Annotated in this window: 18 protein-coding genes and 1 other RNA gene; 13 read left to right on the top strand and 6 right to left on the bottom strand. The window is 42.7% G+C overall.

The genetic code is table 11. The features are described from left to right. Positions 1 to 89: 89 nt before the first annotated feature. The 3 genes from Q9G97_RS03875 (at position 90) to Q9G97_RS03885 (ending at position 2,605) form a co-directional block, all read left to right on the top strand. Positions 90 to 728: a peroxiredoxin gene (locus tag Q9G97_RS03875; protein WP_201572504.1), complete on the top strand. Its 639-nt coding sequence runs from the start codon at positions 90 to 92 to the stop codon at positions 726 to 728. A 255-nt stretch (positions 729 to 983) separates the two neighbouring features. Continuing rightward, the gene (locus Q9G97_RS03880; RefSeq protein WP_305899784.1) at positions 984 to 1,640 is read left to right on the top strand and encodes a glutathione S-transferase family protein; all 657 of its coding nucleotides are present in this window, start codon (positions 984 to 986) and stop codon (positions 1,638 to 1,640) included. Positions 1,641 to 1,708: 68 nt separating this feature from the next. Next, entirely contained in the window at positions 1,709 to 2,605 is an 897-nt protein-coding gene (locus Q9G97_RS03885; protein WP_305899785.1) for an META domain-containing protein, read from the top strand. A 154-nt stretch (positions 2,606 to 2,759) separates the two neighbouring features. Here the strand turns inward: Q9G97_RS03885 and ruvC are convergent, their stop codons facing one another. Continuing rightward, positions 2,760 to 3,344, bottom strand: a complete 585-nt coding sequence (ruvC, locus tag Q9G97_RS03890; RefSeq protein WP_305899786.1) for a crossover junction endodeoxyribonuclease RuvC — start codon at positions 3,342 to 3,344, stop codon at positions 2,760 to 2,762. 190 nt (positions 3,345 to 3,534) lie between these two features. On the opposite strand from ruvC, the gene Q9G97_RS03895 reads away from it, so the two are divergent. After that, positions 3,535 to 4,209, top strand: a complete 675-nt coding sequence (locus Q9G97_RS03895; RefSeq protein WP_305899787.1) for an FxsA family protein — start codon at positions 3,535 to 3,537, stop codon at positions 4,207 to 4,209. 108 nt (positions 4,210 to 4,317) lie between these two features. Here the strand turns inward: Q9G97_RS03895 and ssrS are convergent. Beyond that, positions 4,318 to 4,513, bottom strand: a non-coding RNA gene (ssrS, locus tag Q9G97_RS03900) — 6S RNA. A 430-nt stretch (positions 4,514 to 4,943) separates the two neighbouring features. On the opposite strand from ssrS, the gene gpmI reads away from it, so the two are divergent. Next, positions 4,944 to 6,578, top strand: coding sequence for a 2,3-bisphosphoglycerate-independent phosphoglycerate mutase (gpmI, locus tag Q9G97_RS03905; protein WP_305899788.1), 1,635 nt, complete (start codon positions 4,944 to 4,946; stop codon positions 6,576 to 6,578). 243 nt (positions 6,579 to 6,821) lie between these two features. After that, positions 6,822 to 8,330: a S41 family peptidase gene (locus Q9G97_RS03910; RefSeq protein WP_305899789.1), complete on the top strand. Its 1,509-nt coding sequence runs from the start codon at positions 6,822 to 6,824 to the stop codon at positions 8,328 to 8,330. 34 nt (positions 8,331 to 8,364) lie between these two features. Here the strand turns inward: Q9G97_RS03910 and Q9G97_RS03915 are convergent, their stop codons facing one another. The 3 genes from Q9G97_RS03915 to Q9G97_RS03925 all read right to left on the bottom strand — a co-directional run bounded on the left by Q9G97_RS03915 (position 8,365) and on the right by Q9G97_RS03925 (position 12,638). Then, entirely contained in the window at positions 8,365 to 10,068 is a 1,704-nt protein-coding gene (locus Q9G97_RS03915; RefSeq protein WP_305899790.1) for a sigma-54 dependent transcriptional regulator, read from the bottom strand. Between the two features lie 69 nt (positions 10,069 to 10,137). Continuing rightward, positions 10,138 to 11,916: a PAS domain-containing sensor histidine kinase gene (locus tag Q9G97_RS03920; protein WP_305899791.1), complete on the bottom strand. Its 1,779-nt coding sequence runs from the start codon at positions 11,914 to 11,916 to the stop codon at positions 10,138 to 10,140. An 86-nt stretch (positions 11,917 to 12,002) separates the two neighbouring features. Continuing rightward, positions 12,003 to 12,638, bottom strand: coding sequence for a response regulator (locus tag Q9G97_RS03925; protein WP_305899792.1), 636 nt, complete (start codon positions 12,636 to 12,638; stop codon positions 12,003 to 12,005). A 473-nt stretch (positions 12,639 to 13,111) separates the two neighbouring features. Here Q9G97_RS03925 and Q9G97_RS03930 point away from each other — a divergent pair, with 473 nt between their 5' ends. Together Q9G97_RS03930 and Q9G97_RS03935 are read left to right on the top strand one after the other, a co-directional pair. Next, the gene (locus Q9G97_RS03930) at positions 13,112 to 14,176 is read left to right on the top strand and encodes a serine hydrolase (RefSeq protein WP_305899793.1); all 1,065 of its coding nucleotides are present in this window, start codon (positions 13,112 to 13,114) and stop codon (positions 14,174 to 14,176) included. A gap of 141 nt (positions 14,177 to 14,317) precedes the next feature. Then, positions 14,318 to 14,977: a thiamine phosphate synthase gene (locus Q9G97_RS03935; protein ID WP_305899794.1), complete on the top strand. Its 660-nt coding sequence runs from the start codon at positions 14,318 to 14,320 to the stop codon at positions 14,975 to 14,977. 45 nt (positions 14,978 to 15,022) lie between these two features. Here Q9G97_RS03935 and Q9G97_RS03940 read toward each other — a convergent pair whose 3' ends face one another. After that, positions 15,023 to 15,352 (bottom strand): TraR/DksA C4-type zinc finger protein, encoded by a 330-nt coding sequence (locus tag Q9G97_RS03940; protein ID WP_305899795.1) that lies wholly within the window; start codon positions 15,350 to 15,352, stop codon positions 15,023 to 15,025. A 301-nt stretch (positions 15,353 to 15,653) separates the two neighbouring features. Here Q9G97_RS03940 and Q9G97_RS03945 point away from each other — a divergent pair, with 301 nt between their 5' ends. From Q9G97_RS03945 to ruvB, 5 genes are all read left to right on the top strand, one after another. Beyond that, entirely contained in the window at positions 15,654 to 16,862 is a 1,209-nt protein-coding gene (locus Q9G97_RS03945) for a phosphoglycerate kinase (protein ID WP_305899796.1), read from the top strand. Positions 16,863 to 17,111: 249 nt separating this feature from the next. Further along, positions 17,112 to 17,516: a hypothetical protein gene (locus Q9G97_RS03950; RefSeq protein WP_305899797.1), complete on the top strand. Its 405-nt coding sequence runs from the start codon at positions 17,112 to 17,114 to the stop codon at positions 17,514 to 17,516. Positions 17,517 to 17,889: 373 nt separating this feature from the next. Then, positions 17,890 to 18,927, top strand: a complete 1,038-nt coding sequence (fba, locus tag Q9G97_RS03955) for a class II fructose-bisphosphate aldolase (protein WP_305899798.1) — start codon at positions 17,890 to 17,892, stop codon at positions 18,925 to 18,927. Between the two features lie 98 nt (positions 18,928 to 19,025). Beyond that, positions 19,026 to 19,646, top strand: a complete 621-nt coding sequence (gene ruvA / locus Q9G97_RS03960) for a Holliday junction branch migration protein RuvA (RefSeq protein ID WP_201572537.1) — start codon at positions 19,026 to 19,028, stop codon at positions 19,644 to 19,646. A 163-nt stretch (positions 19,647 to 19,809) separates the two neighbouring features. Further along, positions 19,810 to 20,790, top strand: a complete 981-nt coding sequence (ruvB, locus tag Q9G97_RS03965) for a Holliday junction branch migration DNA helicase RuvB (protein ID WP_201573740.1) — start codon at positions 19,810 to 19,812, stop codon at positions 20,788 to 20,790. Positions 20,791 to 20,831 lie beyond the last annotated feature (41 nt).

Here is a 20,831-nt window from a genome sequence, read left to right on the forward strand (position 1 = left end):
CAAACGCACCGCTAGACAATAGCTGAGTGCGTCAATGATAATAATTTAAGCGCTACATCAGATCAGCGCTCACTACTAAGGATTCAGTTATGGCACATTTACGTCTTGGCGATAGCGCCCCAAATTTTGATGCAAACACCACAGATGGTGAGATTAATTTTTATGACTGGGCAGGGGACAACTGGGTAGTGTTTTTCTCGCATCCAGCAGATTTCACGCCAGTATGTACCACCGAGCTTGGTCGCGCAGCAGCCCTCAATGGCGAATTTCAAAAGCGTGGGGTTAAGCCAATCTGTATTTCTGTTGATGGCATCGACGATCATCACGCTTGGGCAAAAGACATTGGCGAGACGCAAGGAACGGAACTAAACTTCCCAATTATCGCTGATCCAAATAAAGACGTCGCAAATTTATATGACATGCTGCACCCTAACGCTAGTACGACGGCTACGGTCAGAAGTGTCTTTATTATTGATCCTAATAAAAAGATCCGTCTGACCTTAACTTATCCTGCCAGTTGTGGTCGTAACTTTGATGAGATCATTCGAGTGATTGATGCGATTCAGTTGTCTGACGAATATAACATTGCTACCCCAGTAGACTGGCAAGATGGTGATGATGTTATCATTCCACCAAGCGTCAAAAACGAAGATATCGCTGCAAACTATCCAAAAGGTCATACTGAAATTAAGCCGTATTTGCGTACGACGCCTGCACCCAATAAATAAGTATAAAAACTTAATAGTTAGCAAAATATTTATCTTTACAATCAATAAGATGACTATTTAATAAAAGCCCCATAGCCTCAGGTTGTGGGGCTTTTGTGATTTTTTAACAAGTAGTGAAAAGCTTTTGCTATGATGTAAAGCGTAGGTTCAAATATCAAGGCTACTAATTTTTGACTGGGTCTCGATTTTGTCAGAAAAACTATAACGATAAACGCTCATCAGCCACATTTTATGACTAACTCCTAGGACCATACTATGAAAACATTATACGTTACGCGTACCGCGCCAAATCCACGCAAGGCTCTCATTTTACTGGCTTCAAAAGGTATTGATATCGATGACATGGACGATCTTGATGTTGTAGATATTGATATTATACAAAACGAGCATACGACTGATGACTTTAGCAAAATGAACCCTATGCAGACTGTGCCGACGATGACCTTGGATGATGGTACGGTGCTAAATGATTCACAAGCGATCTGTGAGTATTTAGATCGGGTCTATGGTGAGCGCTCAGTGATGGGTAACGATGTGGTACAACGAGCACAAATCTGTGCCATGCGCCGTGTCGCTGAGTTTGAAGTGCTTTATAACTTTATGCTGGCCTTTCAGCACAGTCACCCCTCCAAAGCCCAGCGTGTTGATCAAGTGCCTGAGTTTGTTGAGAAGTCTATTGCTCGCGCCATCAAGGCTCTACCATACTTTGAAACAGCCTTAACAGATCGTGATTATTTAGTCACAGACCAGCTTACCTTTGCTGATATTGTGCTGTATTTAGGACTTGATTTTGGCAAAGTCGTTAAGGTAAACCCTGCTGATCATGGCGCGAACATTGCCCGTTTTTATCAGATGATGAATGAGCGCTTCAGTATCAAGAATATGGCCAAAGCCAAAGCTAGCAACGACTAGAATGTGTCATATGCTCTAACAGCATCCTATTAACATCGTAGTATCTTATTACTGAAAGAGGAGTGATTATGAAACCAATAATGAGCTCGGCAAGAGTATTAATACCAAGTCTATTGGTAGCAAGTTTAGCCTTAAGCGCCTGTAACGATACTGCAAAAGTTCAAGAAGCTGAACTGGGAACGACAGCGGACACTAGTGAGGTGGTAGCTGAAGATAATAGCCAGACGACAACGAATATGACTGACGATGATAGCGCAACTCCTGAGCAAGCGATGATAGATACCCTTGACAGCTACCGCTGGTCGCTGGCTTCTGCTGTGGATAGTAATAATCAGCCTATCACTGCATTGACGACGATCAAAGAGCAGGTCATGCTAAACTTTGATAGTCAAAGTCAAAATAATATCAGCTATAACGTTGGTTGTAATACCATCAGCGCCGTCTATAAGCTACAAGAGCAAATGCTTAACGTTAAAGACGGTATGAGTACCAAGATGTCTTGTGGCAAACTAGACGCCGTAGAAAACCAGCTGAACGAGTTAATGCAAGGCGATAGCACAGTCAGTCTAACAACCAGTGAAACGCCAAGCCTGACCCAAGTGACTAGCAATTCAGTAACGCTGGTTTGGAGCGGTAGAATGACGGCACAAGCCAAATATAATAGTAAAAGCGATACGGTATTTTGGGCAGTAGATGCGCAGAGCAAACCTTGCTCAGACAATAACGCGCAGCTGTGTCTGCAAGTTAGACCTGTTACTTACGATGAGCAAGGCATAAAAACGACCGAGGGAGAGGTAGTCGAGTTTGCAGGTGTCATTGATGGCTATGAGCACGATGATACTCATAATGAAGTACTGCGCCTAAAACGTTTTAAAACAGAGGTGGATAGCGTATTAGTAGATAACATAGATTCGCAATACGCGTATGTATTGGATACCATTATAGAGCGAACGGCCGTTAAATAGTATTTATGAACGTCATAAAATTCAGGTTATAAGTAGTATGCGTAGGGTGCGTTCCACGCACCGATGAATAATTATAACTTTATGGTTAGTGCGCATGGCAGATACTACAAAAGCTAAACGATTCAAATATTTTTAATTATGGCGCGCTAATGCATTATCGCAAATTACCTAAGTCCTCTTCTGTTAGCCGCCAGCGACCTTTCTTTTTAGAGGCACCGCGACCGCGCATAGCGCTATTGAGGATCAGTTTATTCATAGAATGGCTTGAATGAGCATGACAAATGGCACAAGCTAGTCCATCAGCCGCATCTTGCTGTGGTACAAAATCTAGGGCTAAGATCCGACAAACCATCTCTTGGACTTGCTCTTTGGCCGCTGCGCCATAACCGCAAACCGCTTGCTTAATCTGCCTAGCGGTATATTCTGACACTTCTAAATCTAAGGCTACCATAGCGGCAATAGCCGCGCCGCGTGCTTGACCCAGCTTTAGCGCTGAATCTGGGTTTTCTGCCATAAATACTTGTTCAATAGCAGTATAGATAGGCTCATCAGCGTACTTAATATGATGCTGAGTAATACGCGTTAAGCCATTAAAAATACGTTTTAGACGCTCAGGCATCTCTTTGGTATCGGTACGAATAGTCCCTGCATCGATATAGGTCAGCTTATCGCCTGTTTGTTGCACGATACCATAGCCTGTCATACGCGAGCCGGGATCTATTCCGATGATAATTGCCATAATCTTCCAATTCACGATTGTAATTAGTTTTATATCTAACTCATAAGGGTTTAAATATTTGCTACAAGTTTGATAGTATAGCAAGCCATCCCCATATAGAGGATAAGTTAAGCCATTTAATTTGCTTAACCTTTTATTCAACGCTTTATTTAACGCTTAATCTCAGTTTAATTTTATAGGACGACAGTTTATGGGTCAGATAGTAGGTATTGCCATCGTTTGGTTTATCATTGAGATGCTGGTCTGGTACTTGTTGGCTCAGTCTATTAGTGGCTGGCTAGTGTTTGCATGGTTTATTGTGGCAGCAGTCATCGGTATCTCTTTTATTCGCAAAGGCATGGTATCACTGAATCCCATGGCGCAGCAGATGAAAGCAGGCGGTATGATGAATCCATCAATGCGCCCGCAAGAGTCTACTATGCTCAAGAGTGTAGCGATGGCCGTCGCTGGTATTTTACTACTAATACCTGGGATCATTAGTGACTTATTAGCGCTACTAGTCGTATTACCGCCTGTGCAGAAAAAGCTCAAAGATATGGCCAATACTTATGTCATGAACAATCAGCAAAAAATGATGGAGATGATGGCTAAGCAAATGGGTGGTGCCAGTGGTATGGGTGGCATGGGTGGACAGAACCCGTTTGGTGGTATGGGCGGACAGAACCCATTCGGCGGCATGAGTGGTCAAAATCCCTTTGGTGACGTTAATGATAGAGCGGGACAAAACCCTTTTGGTGATGTCAGTGGTAATCAGCAGCAAAACCAATTTGGCAATGTCTTCAAGCAGCATACTACCATCGATGGTACTGCCAAAAACATTCCTAAAGATGTCAAAAAGATCACTAAGTCGGCTAATGATGAATAATTATTTATCTAGTAGCGCATAAAAAAAGCCCCTTTCAATAACATGAAAGGGGCTTTTTAGTGACTATTAAGTGTCGCTCCTATAAAGGGTTCTACTCAACAATCGAATATAACAACCGAAGTGCCGCCGTGGGATGGTGACCCATGAACCGTGAAGTTCAGGGCGGATGTGTCATCGTCTCGGCAGGTTTCCTGATACACTGCAAGCAGTGCAGGCATACACAATGAAACGATAGGTAGCACATCCAGGTAAAGCATTATCGGCTCAGGGAAATAGCATCCACTCGCTAACACTTCAGAATAGTTCAATATTACCCAATGAAATACATAATTGCAAGTCCATTTTTATAGCTGGATTTGTTCACTAAATATAACTGAGCTTTATTGATATCTAAATGTATGACCAGTATAACGAGAGCTTAATACTTATAAGTCATAAGCTTCGGCCAAAATTTGATTGATAGTTTTCAACCTTGTTAGTGATTAACGGAGCTAATTTCGTAGGTTGCTACTATGTCTCACTACAAGAAATTGACGATATTTTTTATAAATGTCATAACTGCAAACAATTTGTATTTGATAATAAAAAAGGTTGAATTTTAGGCAATTTTGATATTTGTGTTAAGATACATAGTCTCTGTCAGTGCCACGGTCGAATGTTCAACAGACCCTAGCTTTATACTTTGATTCCTTTAACTTATCAGTGACGTTCATCCCCTTGAGGAGCGCAAATTTATGACCAGTAAGCAACCATCAGAATCTAATGACTCTAATCAAAGCCAAATTAAAAACCCACCTAAGACCCCACACGTATTAATGATATTAGATGGATTTGGACATCGTGAAGATGACAATGACAATGCGATTGCTGCTGCAAATACACCGAATCTAGATAGGATATATCAGCAGTATCCGCACGGACTAATCTCAGCTTCAGGTGAGGATGTAGGCTTGCCGCCAAGTCAGTTTGGTAATTCTGAGGTCGGTCATATGAACCTCGGCGCTGGACGTATTCTGTACCAAGACTCAACGCGTATCTCAAGCGAGGTGGCTAACCGTGACTTTTACAAAAACGAGGCACTAGTAGGCGCTGTCAATGCTGCTAATGAGCTTGGTGGTAACGTACATATTATGGGTTTGTTATCAGATGGTGGCGTCCATGCGCATCAGGATCATATCGAGGGCATGTGTCATTCAGCTTTGGTACACGGTGCCAAAAATGTCTTTGTGCATTGCTTTTTAGATGGTCGTGATACCCCGCCTAAGTCCGCTGACAAATATATCAATCGCTTGCGCGATCATCTTAATAAGCTCAATGCTCATTACGAGGGGCGCGTACAGATTGCTAGCATTATTGGCCGCTACTATGCTATGGATCGTGACAATCGCTGGGATCGGGTACAAAAAGCTTATGAGCTAATGACCGAAGGTAAGGCTGATCGAATCTCAACGCGGGCAGATGGTGCTGTGCAAGCGGCTTATAAAGCTCGCGAGACTGATGAGTTTATCAGTCCAACGACAGTGATTGAGCATGGTGAGACGCCATTTACTGTCGATGATAATGATGCGCTTATCTTTATGAATTTTCGTGCGGATCGTGCGCGTGAGTTGGCACAAGCCTTTTTATTGCCAGATCATGAGTTTTCAGGGTTTGCCCGTCATAAACAGCCAAAACTTGCCGCCTTTGTTATGCTCACTAAATACTCAGATATACTAGAGAATAATAGTAAGACCAGCATTGCTTATTATCCAACGTCATTGAGCAATACGCTTGGCGAGTATCTACAACAGCAGGATAAAACTCAGCTACGTATCGCTGAAACCGAAAAGTATGCTCATGTGACTTTTTTCTTTAGCGGTGGTCGTGAAGAGGAGTTTGAAGGCGAGGTGCGTATTTTAGTACCTTCACCCGATGTGGCAACTTATGACTTGCAGCCTGAGATGAACGCACCTGAAGTTACTGATAAGTTAATAGCCGCTATTGAATCAGGCAAATATGATGTATTGATCGTCAATTATGCCAATGGTGATATGGTCGGACATACGGGTATCTTTGACGCTGCTGTAAAAGCGGTTGAGGCATTAGATGTCTGTGTGGGCCGAGTTGAGCAGGCGGTTCGCGCAGCAAACGGCGATATGCTAATCACAGCGGATCACGGTAATTGCGAGCAGATGCAAGATTATGATAGCGGGCAAGTACATACTCAGCATACTACAGAGCATGTGCCGCTGATTTATATTGGCAAGCAAAAGCTACAAGTCCGTAAAGGCGGTAGACTAAGCGATGTAGCGCCAACTATCTTGTCGTTGATGAGTTTGGATGTCCCAGCTGAGATGACAGGTGAGAACTTGTTGATTCAAGCATTGTAAGCGTCAATGCCTATTTGATCTGATGACGACCACTCAAAAAGAGATGTCATTTAGAAAAGCTAAATAAGTAGGTCTAAAAGCGAAGATAAGTATTATCTTCGCTTTTTTTAATTGATGATACCCCTTAGTCTGTCCCTTCATTAAAGCCGTATTTAGGGTATATATGCCTTATAATGGTCATAAGTATTATCTTATAAGTGTCTTTTCTATTATAAATGAGTTCTATTATAAATGAGTATAGCCATGCCTTTATCTGATTTTAAAGCGTCAAAAACTCCGACTAGCTTAAGTTCTGATATTTTAAGTTTTGACACCTTGAGTCCTAAGACCTTCCAGTTAGCTTTTGTAAAATATGCTATAGCTGCGGTGATCTTGAGTAGTGCAAGCTTAACTACGCAAGCTGTGATTGCAGCGCCGAGCGCAGTAATAGGCAAAAAGGCTGACAACCCTACAGCGAATTTGCAGCTTATTAACCTGCAAAGCGATGAGGTTCCGGTAGACAATGGTGCTGATGATTTGTCAGATATCGATGATATGGTGGATGCTGCTGATCAGACCGATGACTGGATGAACGATGACGATACAGGCGATATAGGTAGCAATCCACTAGTAGATAGCAGTGATTACGAGGATACCTTAGATACTGATATTCCCGAGGATGTGGCGCAAGTCTCATTAAAGGCTATCTCCCCTGAAACATTAAAAACATTTGTGGCCGTAGTGGATTTGGTGCGTCGTGACTATATAGATGCGGTAAATGATGAGGAGCTCTTCAGCAATGCTATGAGTGGTATGCTGACTAAGCTTGATAGTCATGCCGAGTTTTTGGACGCTGAAGCTTACGAGAATCTACGCGCGTTCACCGAAGGTGATGTAGGGGATATCGGAATCAAAGTAGTCTATCGCGCTGATGAGGGCTATTGGGTGGTGACTGAGGTGACAGATGACTCGCCTGCGGATAAAAAGGGCATCACTATCGGTGACTATGTCCATCAAATAGACGAGTTCAAATTAGATGAAGATAAGCAAACCAATGATATCGTACAGCTATTATCAGGTATTGCTGGCACGCAAGTGGATGTGGTGATCTCAAAAGCGGGTCGCCGTAAACGCACTATTAGCTTGCAGCGCAATAATAATCACCCACAAGAGATTGAGACGCGTCTGGTCGATGGCATAGCTATTATCAAGCTACCAACTTTCCAGAATAATAGTCGTGAAAAAGTATTACAAAGCCTAACTAATCTGAATGCACCTGTAAAAGGGGTGCTATTAGATCTGCGTGATAATCCAGGTGGTGTACTGACAGCCGCGGTACAAGTTGCTAGCTTGTTTATGTCTGATAGCGATGTGGTGCAGATAAAAAGTCGTCAAAGCGCACTGCGCACTTTATCTACTCGAGGTACCGCGCTTCTTGAACCTTTACCTGTGATAGTACTGCAAAACCGTTATTCGGCCTCTGCCGCTGAGGTTTTGGCCAGTAGCCTGCAAACTCAAAAGCGCGCTATTATCTTGGGTGAGGTCAGCTATGGCAAAGGATCGGTACAGTCGGTGATACCGCTCAATAATGAGCAAGCCGTCAAGCTAACCGTTGCTCATTATTTAACGGCAAATGGTGAAAAAATAGATGGTATTGGGGTACAACCTGATATAGATTTATCGACAACTGAAATTGATTGGGAGCAGCTCGGTCTTGAGTTACTGCGTCAACAAATAACTATGCCAGGTATTCGTTTTGTACAACCAACTTAGCAACACGCCCCAATTACAATAACTAATTTACTAATCAGCATATATCTTCATCGATCTCAAGCTTTTTCATACGGTAGCGTAGAGAGCGAAAGCTAGTGCCTAATAGTTCCGCTGCTTGAGTTTTATTACCCTCAGTTTGTTTGAGAGCGGCAACAATAATGCGTCGCTCTTGATCTTGTAGGTAGATCTCTAAGCTGCTCGCTGGTAGTTGAATGTCGTCATCTATAGAGGAATCTAAAAGAGAGATAGGGTTATTTGCTACATCTCTAGCTGGTTGCTCGGGCGCGTTCTGTCCACTACTAGGCTTTTGAGCATTATCATTAGGTTTTTGAGCACCACTCACAGTACTAGAGGCTTTGATCGAGTTGGAGTAAGCGTTAGTTGCGAAACGATAAGGATGTAGGTTACCCGTAGCTGAATTATCATTACGGCTCTTGACGTTGCTTTCAATGCGATGAGTAGCAGTCTTAACGTTAGTCACGGCCTTGACATCAGCTTTTGCGTTATCAGTATCGTTGCTATGATCAGGCTCTACTACTGGCAAGTCTATCACTTGCGCTGATTCGCTAGAGGGCATTAGACCTAAATGACTGACATCAATAATTTCAGTTTCACAAAGGGTGATTGCTCGCTCAAGTATGTTGCGTAACTCACGGACGTTGCCAGCAAAAGCATAATCTTGTAAGCGTTGATAAGCTTGCGCTGACAGCTGCGGGGCTGACTCTAATTGCCACTCCTCAGCGATAAGCCCTAAAAAATACTCCGCTAAAGCTGGAATATCGTCACGCCTATCGTTCAGTGCTGGCAGTTTGAGCTCAATCACATTGATACGATAATATAAATCTTGACGAAACTCGCCCGCTGCTACTAACTGGCTCAAATTTTTGTGAGTCGCTGAGAGTATACGGATATCGACAGGAAGCTCTTTGGTATCACCGATAGCGCGTACGGTCTTTTCTTGAATAGCACGCAGCAACTTGACTTGCATAGGCAGCGGTAAATCAGCGACCTCATCCAAAAATAGAGTCCCGCCGTTCGCTTGTTGGAATAGCCCTTGCTTGTCAGCAACTGCTCCTGTAAAGCTGCCTTTTTTATGACCAAAAAACTCAGACTCCATCAGCTCTGAGGGAATCGCACCGCAGTTCACGGGTACAAAACTGCCTTCACAACGCGGACTCAAGTCGTGAATCAATCTAGCTACGACCTCCTTACCTGTCCCTGAGGCTCCTGATAAAAACACAGGCGCCTGTGAGCGCGCGAGCTTTAGTATCGTCTTTTTAAGCGTTTGCATGACCTCAGCGTTACCAATTAAACGACTATCTAATAACTGCTGCTCAGGACTCTGAGTGCTCTGGCTTTGGATATCATTGTCTTGACGAGAAACCTTTAAAGCATTTTCTACCAACTGACGTAGCCGTGGCAGCTCAAGGGGCTTATTAACAAAATCAAAAGCGCCTAGTTTCAACGCTTCAATAGCCAAATCCATACTGCCAAAAGCAGTGATAACAGCGACTGGGGTAGTGGAGCTATTGCTGATCTGCTTAACCAAATCTAGCCCTGAGCCATCAGGAAGCTTGAGATCTGTTAAGCAAAAGTCATAGCTATTATCTTTCCAATAATCTTGAGCTTGGGTCAGCGTATAGGCGACATCACACTGTATGCCCATCTTGGTGAGCGTAATTTGCATCAATCGGCATAGATCCACTTCATCATCAACAATTAAGGCAGTTGCTGTCATGTATAACCTCATATAGATATAAACAATTAGGATGATTAAAACGCACGACTTTCAACACAGTTTTAGCAGTTAGGCAATTTCAACAATAGAAACAGCGGCAGGTACTATCAAGCGAAAACAAGTTTTTGCATGCTCTGGAACATGGATAAGCTGAGCATAATTGGCCTCACTAAAAGCTTGAGATAAATACAAACCCAAGCCCGTTCCTGCTTTATCCGTAGTAAAAAATGGCTCAAATAGATGTTCTGCACTAGTATTATCGATACCTATTCCTGTATCTAAAACATCGATTATAACATCGTTCTGCCTATCGTAGATCTCAACCGTAACATCAGCTTGCGTATGAGCTCGACTGCTATAGCGCAATCCATTATTAATTAGATTAATAAAAATCTGCTCTAACTGATGCGTATCAAACTGGATAACAATAGTGGTACGAACATTCAGTGTAATATCATGGTTGCGAAAGTGATTATCCAAAAATTGCGGCATCCATTCGATAAGTTCTATGGTTTGACGTTGTGGCTGCTGCTGGCGCGATAATTTCAACACATCCTCAATGATACGATCGACGCGTTTGGTTTGGGCAAATATCATCTTATAGAGCTCATGATTGCCTGTATTATCCGTTGTCATTGACGACTCGGTGTCATCTGAACCATAGTTTTCATCGATGTCTTCTATTAACAGCTGGCTGGCCTGTGAGATAGCCGCTAAAGGATTGCGTATTTCGTGAGCAATGCTAGCCGTAAGCTGTCCTAAGGAGGCCAGTTTTAATTGTTGAGCACTGGTTTGCTCACGGCGCAAGTCCTCTAATAGCATCAACTGACTGTTATCTTTTAAAGGGATGATTTGAATACGTAATTTGTTAGCATTAGTAGCACTAATGCTTTTTGGCAGATCATAGATAAAGGTACGCAACTGATTGTTTGCTAAATTTATATAATTCTCAACCAAAGATTTATGCTCATGAGTTAGTTTTTTTTGAAAGTCTATTAAGGGGTCATAAGCTTTTATAATACGCTTTTTATTATTATTAAATGGCTTAGTTGTCGTGCTTACATTTTGATTAAGACGGAAACTAAAGGTAGGTTTGGCGGCTGGATCGGATTCTATACCTAAGAGCTGATAAGCGGCCAAGTTTGCCAGCACGATACGTTTTTTATCAACAACTATTATGCCATTAATCATCTGACTGACGACTTCTTGGTTAATGGCATTGAGATGAGCCACTTCTAGTGCCTGCTGCAAGGCCATACCCTCTACATGAACTAAGCGCTGAGAGACCGACCAACTCAAAAACCCTACTGCCAAAAAGCTGGCTGATATCAGTAAGGCATCTCCTAGATCGGCTAAATTCATACTATTAGCAATCGCATGGAAAAACTGCTGATAAATAATAAAAATGATAGCCAGTAAGGTAATGATCAGCGCCTGAGTACCTGTCAATAACATAAAGCTTGCTGCTACCACTACCATGTACAGCATAGTCAGTTGCAAATCAGGCGCGCCATTGGTATAGAGTAGTAAGCTTAAAACGACTACGTCCATAAACAGCCCTAGCAATAGCTGACGCCGTGGCTGCTGAGGGACTACTGAGAATAAGCCAAATAATATAAGGCTAAACAAGACATAAAAAATAAGTATCGTTAACTGTAAGAGGCTGGGCAGCATGATGCTGTTATCGGCTTGCGTCGTCACATAAATCATCAACAGTAAAAATAGGCTAACGATGAGTCGATAACTATTATATACCATGCCTAGTCGGCGCAGTTGTGCTGAGGGTAGCGTCTCGCCTTGCTGCAAATAAGTGATGACAAAAGCTATGACTGTAGAAGCAGGTTTCATAAAATAGCCAAAATAAAAAATAAGTCAGTAAAGAGGTCACATCACGATAATAATTCTAAGCTTGAGCAACCTTTTTAAGAGCTTGATTAAGGCTGAATAAGTCCATGGCGAATTGCCATATGGGTAAGCTTAACATCACTATCAACACCTACTTTTTCATAAATACGATAACGATAAGTATTAATAGTCTTTACACTGACAAATAACTGATCAGCGATTTGCTGAGGGCTTTGACAGTTAACGACCATCATAGCTACTTGCTTTTCACGGTCGCTTAATAAGTCAAAAGGTGAAGCGGCCTTATCGGATAACAACACTTCAGCCAGCTGATCTGCTACATCATGACTGAAATAACGACCGCCTTGATTGAGTTTTTTGATCGCGCGTATCATCTCATCAAGTGGTGTGCCTTTAGTGATATAGCCATGAGCGCCTGCCTTGAGTAGCATCGATGGATAAGGCTGAGTAGCCATACTACTAACTGCCAATATTCTGATGCCTATGTTCAATTGTACTAAGCGTTTGGTAGCCTCAAGCCCACCAATATTAGGCATATTAACGTCCAAAAGAATGACGTTAGGGATAAGCTGTTTAGCAAGCTTTATAGCCATATCACCGCTATCTGCTTCACCAACGACTTCGATATCTGGACTATCAGCTAACATACGGCTGATACCCATACGAACTAAATCATGATCATCTACTACTAACACTCGAATCATATTGTTACTCGTATTATGTTATTACTATAATTTATTACTAATTATAAGTTATCAAACTTTAATCCTAAACAATAGATACTAATCAATCAAATTTTGCAGCTCAAGATAGCCTACTCCTAATTATTGACTATAACTCTTTAAAATGGAATTTATTACCGAAATGTTAATCAATATTGCTAATAGCTAAAGAAACTGTAATAAAATTTAACAACAACCATAAAAAATTCATCAAGTTAGCTCATAATAGTAAACTTAAATATAAACCATGATACACTAAAAATACAAAAGCATCGTATTAAGGCTTTTACTATCATTGTGAGTCATTATAGCTACGTTGTAATATTTTGATAGCGATTACCATTTTTGTAAGGCTTAAGGGTAATTATCGAAACATTTTCGTTTTTATAATAGCTACGTATATCATCTACGCTATGGTCTATATTACTAGAGCGCTATTCCTATTTGGAGGAAGAATGACAAATTTACCATTAACCAAACAGCAAATACTAGTTGCTATGATTTCATTGAGTTTGGGAGGCGCTGCGCAAGCGGCATTAACCATTAATGGTAATGAGTCTAGTGCGCGTGTTAGCTGGGGCGGGGCTGATAGCTTATCTGAAGCACGCAATATCATGTACAGCTCAAACAACAGCTCCGCTATCAAAAAAGTCAATAATGGCTATGGTACAACTAATATCACTAATGCGAATAGTTATGGTAGCCGTAATAACAGTTACAATACAACCTACCGTGGCAGCTTTGGCAGCAGCGATATGTTGCCTATCAGTACGGACTCGCGCAGTGTAGCAGTCATCGATGCTGAGACTGGTGAGTCGATCTACGAGAAAAACGCGGATATCGCGCGTCCTATGGCTAGTATCACTAAGGTTATGACTGCGATGGTCGTACTAGATGCTGGGCTCGATATGCGTGAAGAGCTTATTCTCGATCCAGAGGACTTTATAGGACCCAAACGTGCCAGCTCACGGCTCAAATCAGGCGATCGTATGAATCGCGCTGAGATGTTGCTGATGTCACTAATGAAGTCAGAAAACCCAGCGGCTAAGAGCTTAGCGCGTAACTATCCTGGTGGTTACAATGCCTTTATACGAGCGATGAACCGCAAAGCACAAGATTTAGGTATGACGACCGCTTATTTTGGTGATCCAACGGGTCTTGATAAGCGTAATGTCGCCTCATCGAATGATCTCGTTAAGTTAGTGCGTGCGGCTGGCAACTACGATGTGATTCGTCGTTTTTCTACTACTAAGAGCTATGACTTCTATGTCTCTAATTATTCAAGCGGTAATCGTACTTATTCAGCGAATAATACCAGTAGTTTAGTACGTTCAGGCGATTACCCAATCGGTATATCCAAAACAGGCTTTATTAATGAAGCAGGTCGCTGCGTAGTGATGGAGACCCGAGTCAATAACCGTCCTGCTATTATCGTCATTTTGGGTGCCAATAGCTCAGCAACACGATGGGGTGATGCTAAGAATATCTTAAACAGTTTGGCGTCACGTCGTACGGTATAGAATAGTAGCTCTTTTATAAAAAAGGCAGTTATCATTATAACCGCCTTTTTTTTGCTTAAATTTTTTGTTGAAAATGTACTCTTATAAAAAAGTGTTAAAGAACGTACTAAAGCTCGCTTAATGGCTAGGAAAACATCACCAATGATAATCCCTAAACTATACCTGCTGACTAACGATGACGACATCAGCTTACTGTTAACCAAACTTAAAACCGCATTTGCAACTAATCTTATTGCTGTAGTGCAAATAAGACGCAAGCAAGTACTAGCACAGCCTAATGGCTCGCAGCAGCTCTACGATGAAGCGCTAGAAATTATTGCTTTAGCCCAGCAATACAAGGTTGCCGTCGTTATTAATGACGATACCGCTCTAGCCGCTAAGCTGGGTGTAGGGGTACATTTAGGTCAAGGCGATGGTGACATAAGCACAGCGAAACAGTTAATAGCAGCCGATCAAATCATTGGTCGTACTTGCCATGGTGATAGTCAACTCGTAAAGCAAGCACTAGAGGATGGCGCAGATTATGCGGCGATGGGTGCCGTATTTGCCTCAATGACTAAACCTCAAGCGAGTATTATTAGTCGCGAGCAGCTCAATGCTGGCTGTCAGCTAAGCTTAGATAAACCGCTAAATATATGTGTGATTGGTGGACTTAGCGCAGAAAATATTGGTCAGCTGGCAGGCTTGCCATTGACTTATATTGCGGTAGTCGGGGATATTATGGACTTAACAGTAGAGCAGATAGCGCAGCGTTGTCAGCAGTGGCAGCAAGCGCTTAGTATCTGGCAAACGCTTGCTTAACTTCTTACTCAGCTTTATAGGCTTAGTTCTATGGGACACTCATTTTTATTCAGCGTGATCCATACATAACGTAGCATAAGGCACAGCTTTTAAGCGTTGTTCCTGTATCTCCTCACCGCATACTTCACATTCTCCGTAAGTACCGTTTTCGATACGGCTCAAAGCATTTTCAATATAGATGAGGTTTTGGTGTGCTTCTGCCGCTAGGAGCTGACGCGTATCATTCTGACGGATAGAGATTGCTTGATCTCCCCAATCTTTATTAAGCTCATCTTGCGGATTTTGGATATGATCCTTTATGGTATCGATACGAGTCTGGTACTCTTCTTTAAGCTGTAGTAGTTTTTGTTTGGCCTGATCAAAATCTGTACTCATATGATTCTCCTAAAAATGGCGCTCGTAGTTGTTATTGTTTACAGCACTATCATAAAGGCGCCTTTAAGAGACTACCACCACGAAATGTTACTGCGATCAATTTCTCTACTTTATCACTATGCCTCAAAAACAGCTTTGAGAAAAAACATCTACAGTGAATTCAATATAAAAGAGATAAATTGTCATTAAGATAATTTTTTTCGCATCAGTTGACGCTATAGCCGACTCAAGCTTACACTACACGCCATTAAGATACTCCCCATATATCTATTATTATAAAACTGAATCAATAGGAGCTGTAATGAATTTTTTACGTATGAGTGAGCTGAATTTAACCGATAAAATCGTTTTGATTCGTGAGGATTTAAATGTCCCTATTAAAGCTGGTAAAGTGGCGAGCGACGCCCGATTGCAAGCGAGCCTACCGACGATAAAAATGGCTTTAGACAAAGGCGCTGCGGTGATTGTTTGTTCGCACTTAGGTCGTCCAACCGAAGACAAGTTTGAAGCTGCTTACTCACTAGCACCTGTTGCCGACTATCTAACCGAAAAATTAGGCGATCAACTGAGTCAGCCAGTCGCGCTCAATAGTGATTATCTCAATGAAGAAGTCGCTATTAAGGCAGGGGAAGTCATATTACTAGAAAACGTGCGCTTTAATGCAGGCGAGAAGAAAAACGATGCTACATTAGCGAAGCGTTATGCTAGTCTTTGTGATGTGTTTGTCATGGACGCTTTTGGTACCGCGCACCGTGCTCAGGCCTCAACAGAAGGCGTCACTCAGGCGATGCGTGCAACGGGCAAGACGGTATGTGCAGGGCCATTACTAGCCGCTGAGCTTGATGCATTGAGCCAAGCGCTACAGACACCCGCTCAGCCTATGCTTGCCATAGTAGGTGGATCAAAAGTATCGACTAAGCTTGAGGTACTGCATAGTTTGGCTACGTTATGTAGCCAGATTATCGTTGGTGGCGGTATTGCCAATACCTTTTTGGCCGCGCAAGGTCATAGCGTTGGTGCCTCTTTGTATGAGCCAGATCTGCTCGATACCGCCCGAGATATTATGACCAAGACTGAAATTTTATTGCCTGAATATGTAGTCGTGGCGGATAAATGTGATATTGATTTTGCCGACTTTACAGGGTCATTAGAAAAAGCTACTGCGACTATAAAAGCGGTTCATGCTATTGATGCTGATGATATGATATTGGATATTGCACCGCAAAGCGCCAAGCAATTAGCAGTCGCTATTACCAAGGCTAAGACTATCTTGTGGAATGGCCCTGTTGGCGTATTTGAGGTCGATGCCTATGGTGCAGGGACACAAATACTAGCGCAAGCGGTACAAGACAGCGCAGGATTTTCAATCGCTGGTGGCGGCGATACCTTAGCCGCTATTGACAAGTATCAAGTTGCTGATGGCGTCAGCTATATGTCGACAGGTGGCGGTGCTTTCTTAGAGTTTGTCGAGGGTAAAACTCTGCCAGCAGTAGCAGCTTTAGAGCTCTAAAGCTAAAAATATCGATAGCACTTTGGTAGTTAAGATTAGCTACCATACCTGCCATATAGCAGTGCTGCTGGTTTAAGTGCCTAATATAATACAACTAATTGATAATGATTATTAAGTAGTATTTATTTGTTCTCATATTGTTACTACATTTAATATTGTTATTGCATGTCTTATTTGCTAGTTATAGAATAGCGCCATTACCGATGCTCGAATGCATTATTATTTATTTATTTATCTTGAAGGTTTACTATGTTAAAACGTCATTTATTACTTGCCACTATATTTGCTGGTACTTTTGCAGTTACTGCCTGTAGCCAACAAACAGAAAATGAAGCAGAAGCGACTGCTGCTGAAGCGGTAGATACTGCTGACTCAGCTGGCGATGATATCGCTGCTAACACTGAAGCCGCTGCAACTGAAGCTGAGATTGCTGCTCAAAATACAGGTGCTGAGATTGCTGATGGCGCTGATACTGCGGGTGCAGCAGCTACGGACGCTGTTGCTAATGCTGGCGAAGCTATTACTGAAGGTACTAACAAAGCGGTTGCAGCGACTGCTGGAGCTGTTGCTGATGGCGCAAGCTCAGTTGCTAATGGTGCATCTGATATCGAAGCTGATGCAGAAGGCAATGCGCCAACTGATCAACAGTACTAATTTTAGCAATAGCTATCTGATGTTAGATGTAGTTATTTGACGGCTCTTTTTGTGATAGCAGTTTATAAAATAAAATAGTACTAAAAAGGCCTTGGGATATTCCAAGGCTTTTTTATGTTCATAACTTTATAACTCAATATTTTATAGCCGATATGTTGTGGGTTCAACTTATCATTGAGCATTGATCATCTAAAACTCAGTAGATAGTAAAATACAGGCGTATCCACTACGAGTGAGGGCTAAATTTTGCTATAATTAACCGCGCTAATAAAGGTAGAGTCGGTTATCCCATAAACCGTCAAAATACCACTCAGAACTATTTATCAAAACCACACTTTCATATCAGTCGTCAAAATCAAATAGAGAGCGTTATATGGCTTTAATATCCTTACGTCAACTTTTAGATCATGCTGCTGAGCACAACTACGGTGTTCCTGCTTTTAATGTCAATAATTTAGAGCAAATGCGCGCTATCATGATGGCAGCTGACGCCTGCGACTCACCTGTTATTGTACAAGCGAGCGCGGGTGCACGCGGTTATGCAGGTTCCGCTTTTTTGCGCCACTTGATTACCGCAGCTATTGAAGAGTGGCCACATATTCCAGTGGTGATGCATCAAGACCATGGTATGTCGCCTGCTATATGCCAACGCTCAATCCAGCTCGGCTTTTCATCAGTGATGATGGATGGCTCACTTGGCGAAGATGGTAAGACGCCAATGGATTATGACTATAATGCTAGCGTGACCCGTGAAGTTGTCAAAATGTCACATGCGTGTGGCGTATCAGTCGAAGGCGAGATTGGTTGCTTGGGTAGCCTTGAGACGGGTATGGCAGGTGAAGAAGATGGTTCTGGCGCAGAAGGCGTGCTGGATCATGAGCAACTATTAACTAGTGCTGATGAAGCTGAGCAGTTTGTCAAAGACACTAACGTCGATGCACTAGCAATTGCCATCGGTACTAGTCATGGCGCGTATAAATTTACTCGTCCACCGACAGGCGATATCCTATCGATTGAGAGGGTGAAAGAGATTCATGCCCGTATTCCTAATACCCATTTGGTTATGCACGGCTCATCGTCTGTACCGCAAGAATGGCTAAAAGTCATCAATGAAAATGGGGGTAATATTGGTGAGACTTATGGTGTACCTGTTGAGCAAATCGTTGAAGCGATCAAGCATGGTGTCCGTAAAGTCAATATCGATACTGATTTACGTCTCGCATCAACGGGTGCTATCCGCAAATTCCTTGTAGAAAACCCAAGTGAATTTGATCCGCGTAAATACTTTAAAGCGTCTATGGTTGCGATGTCAGATATCTGTACTAATCGTTTTGAAGCCTTTGGTTCAGCAGGACAAGCGCACAAAATTCGCCCAATAAATCTAGAAGGTATGGTTAACTTTTATCAATAGAGTTAAGCGCTTTAGCGTAAACGTGCGATATTATTTTTCATTAGGTTGTTTTTAGCGCATGGTTGATATTGAGTGATAAATATAATAGGTGTCAGATTATGATAGGACTTATCAGCGGACAAGTGCAGCATTTGATGGCACCGATGGCCTGCGTTATGACGGCGTCAGGCGTTGGCTATGATATCGAGCTGCCGTTGCCGTCGTTTTGTCAATTACAATTGGATCAACAAGCTAGTATTTGGACGCATTTTCATGTGCGTGAAGATGCGCAGCTGCTGTTTGGCTTTATTGATCGCAAAGAGCGTGATGTCTTTCGCCAGTTGATTAAGATTAATGGGGTCGGTGCCAAAATGGCATTGGCTATGTTATCAGCGATGTCAGCGGCTGAGCTCAAAATGCATGTCGACCAAGACTCGGAAACCGCGCTCATGCGTATTCCAGGTATCGGCAAAAAGACCGCTCAACGTCTGCTTATTGAGCTCAAAGACAAGCTTAAAAATATCGAAGTTGACGATAGCAATTCGGAGTTTGATGTTCAAATTACGCCAATCTCTAATGAGGGCAGTATCATCGCTGAGGTGGAAGGCGCGCTGATTAGCTTAGGGTATAAAGAGCGCGAAGCTCAGCAAGCCATCAAAGCGGCCAAAAATGACGGCGAAACCTTTACAGATACTCAAAGTTTGTTAAAAGCGACTTTAAAACAACTCTCTCGCTTTTGATATCTGCTACTTAAGCCTTGATTCAGCTATAAGCGACACTAATTGTCGCTTATTTTTATTCTAGCTCTGATTTTATGATGTTTTGCATGACTTACAAGCAAGCTTTAGTTATGCTGATTGATATTCTTTTATAATCTATTTACACACGATGATAAATACTATGATGCAAGACCGCTTGATCAATCCATTATCAGACGCGAGCGATGCGCCTGATTCTAATATTCGACCAGCCTTACTGGCTGAGTACATTGGTCAGCCTGTAGTGCGTGAGCAGATGGAAGTATTTATCGGTGCTGCCCGTGGCCGCAATGAGCCGCTGGATCATACCCTTATTTTTGGTCCGCCAGGATTAGGTAAGACTACGCTTGCTAATATTATTGCTCGTGAAATGGGTGGCAATTTGCGCTCAACCTCGGGACCTGTCCTTGAGCGTCCAGGTGATTTGGCAGCGATGTTAACCAATCTAGAAGAGGGTGACGTGCTATTTATCGATGAGATCCATCGCTTGAGCTCGGTCATTGAAGAAATACTCTATCCTGCGATGGAAGACTTTCAGCTGGATATTATGATAGGTGAAGGGCCAGCGGCGCGTTCTATCAAGCTTGATTTGCCACCCTTTACATTAGTTGCTGCGACCACAAGAGCAGGGCTATTGACCTCACCGTTGCGTGATCGCTTTGGTATCGTTCAGCGTTTAGAGTTTTATAATATCGAGGATTTGACGACTATCGTCAGTCGTGCCGCTCGGCTAATGAAAGTCCCTATGAGCCAAGATGGCGCCGTTGAGATTGCGCGCCGCGCCCGTGGGACACCTAGGATTGCCAATAGATTGCTACGCCGTGTCCGCGACTATGCTGAGGTTCGAGGTGACGGTAGTATCAATGGTGCTATCGCTGGTAGTGCGCTTGATATGCTGGCAGTTGATCGGCGCGGCCTTGATCATCTAGATCGTCGCTACATCGAGATTTTGCATGAGCGCTTCGATGGAGGGCCTGCTGGGGTTGAGGCGGTGGCGGCAGCGATGGCTGAGGATCGCGGAACATTAGAGGATGTAATTGAGCCTTATCTGATTCAGCAAGGTTACGTACTACGCACTGCTCGTGGTCGGGTATTAACGCAAATGGCTATCGATCAGATGCTGTAATACGTATTTAAAAAGTGTTCTTATTTATGAAAAATCGCCTA

Origin of the sequence: Psychrobacter sp. M13 (assembly GCF_030718935.1) — a bacterium.
Lineage (GTDB): Bacteria > Pseudomonadota > Gammaproteobacteria > Pseudomonadales > Moraxellaceae > Psychrobacter > Psychrobacter immobilis_G.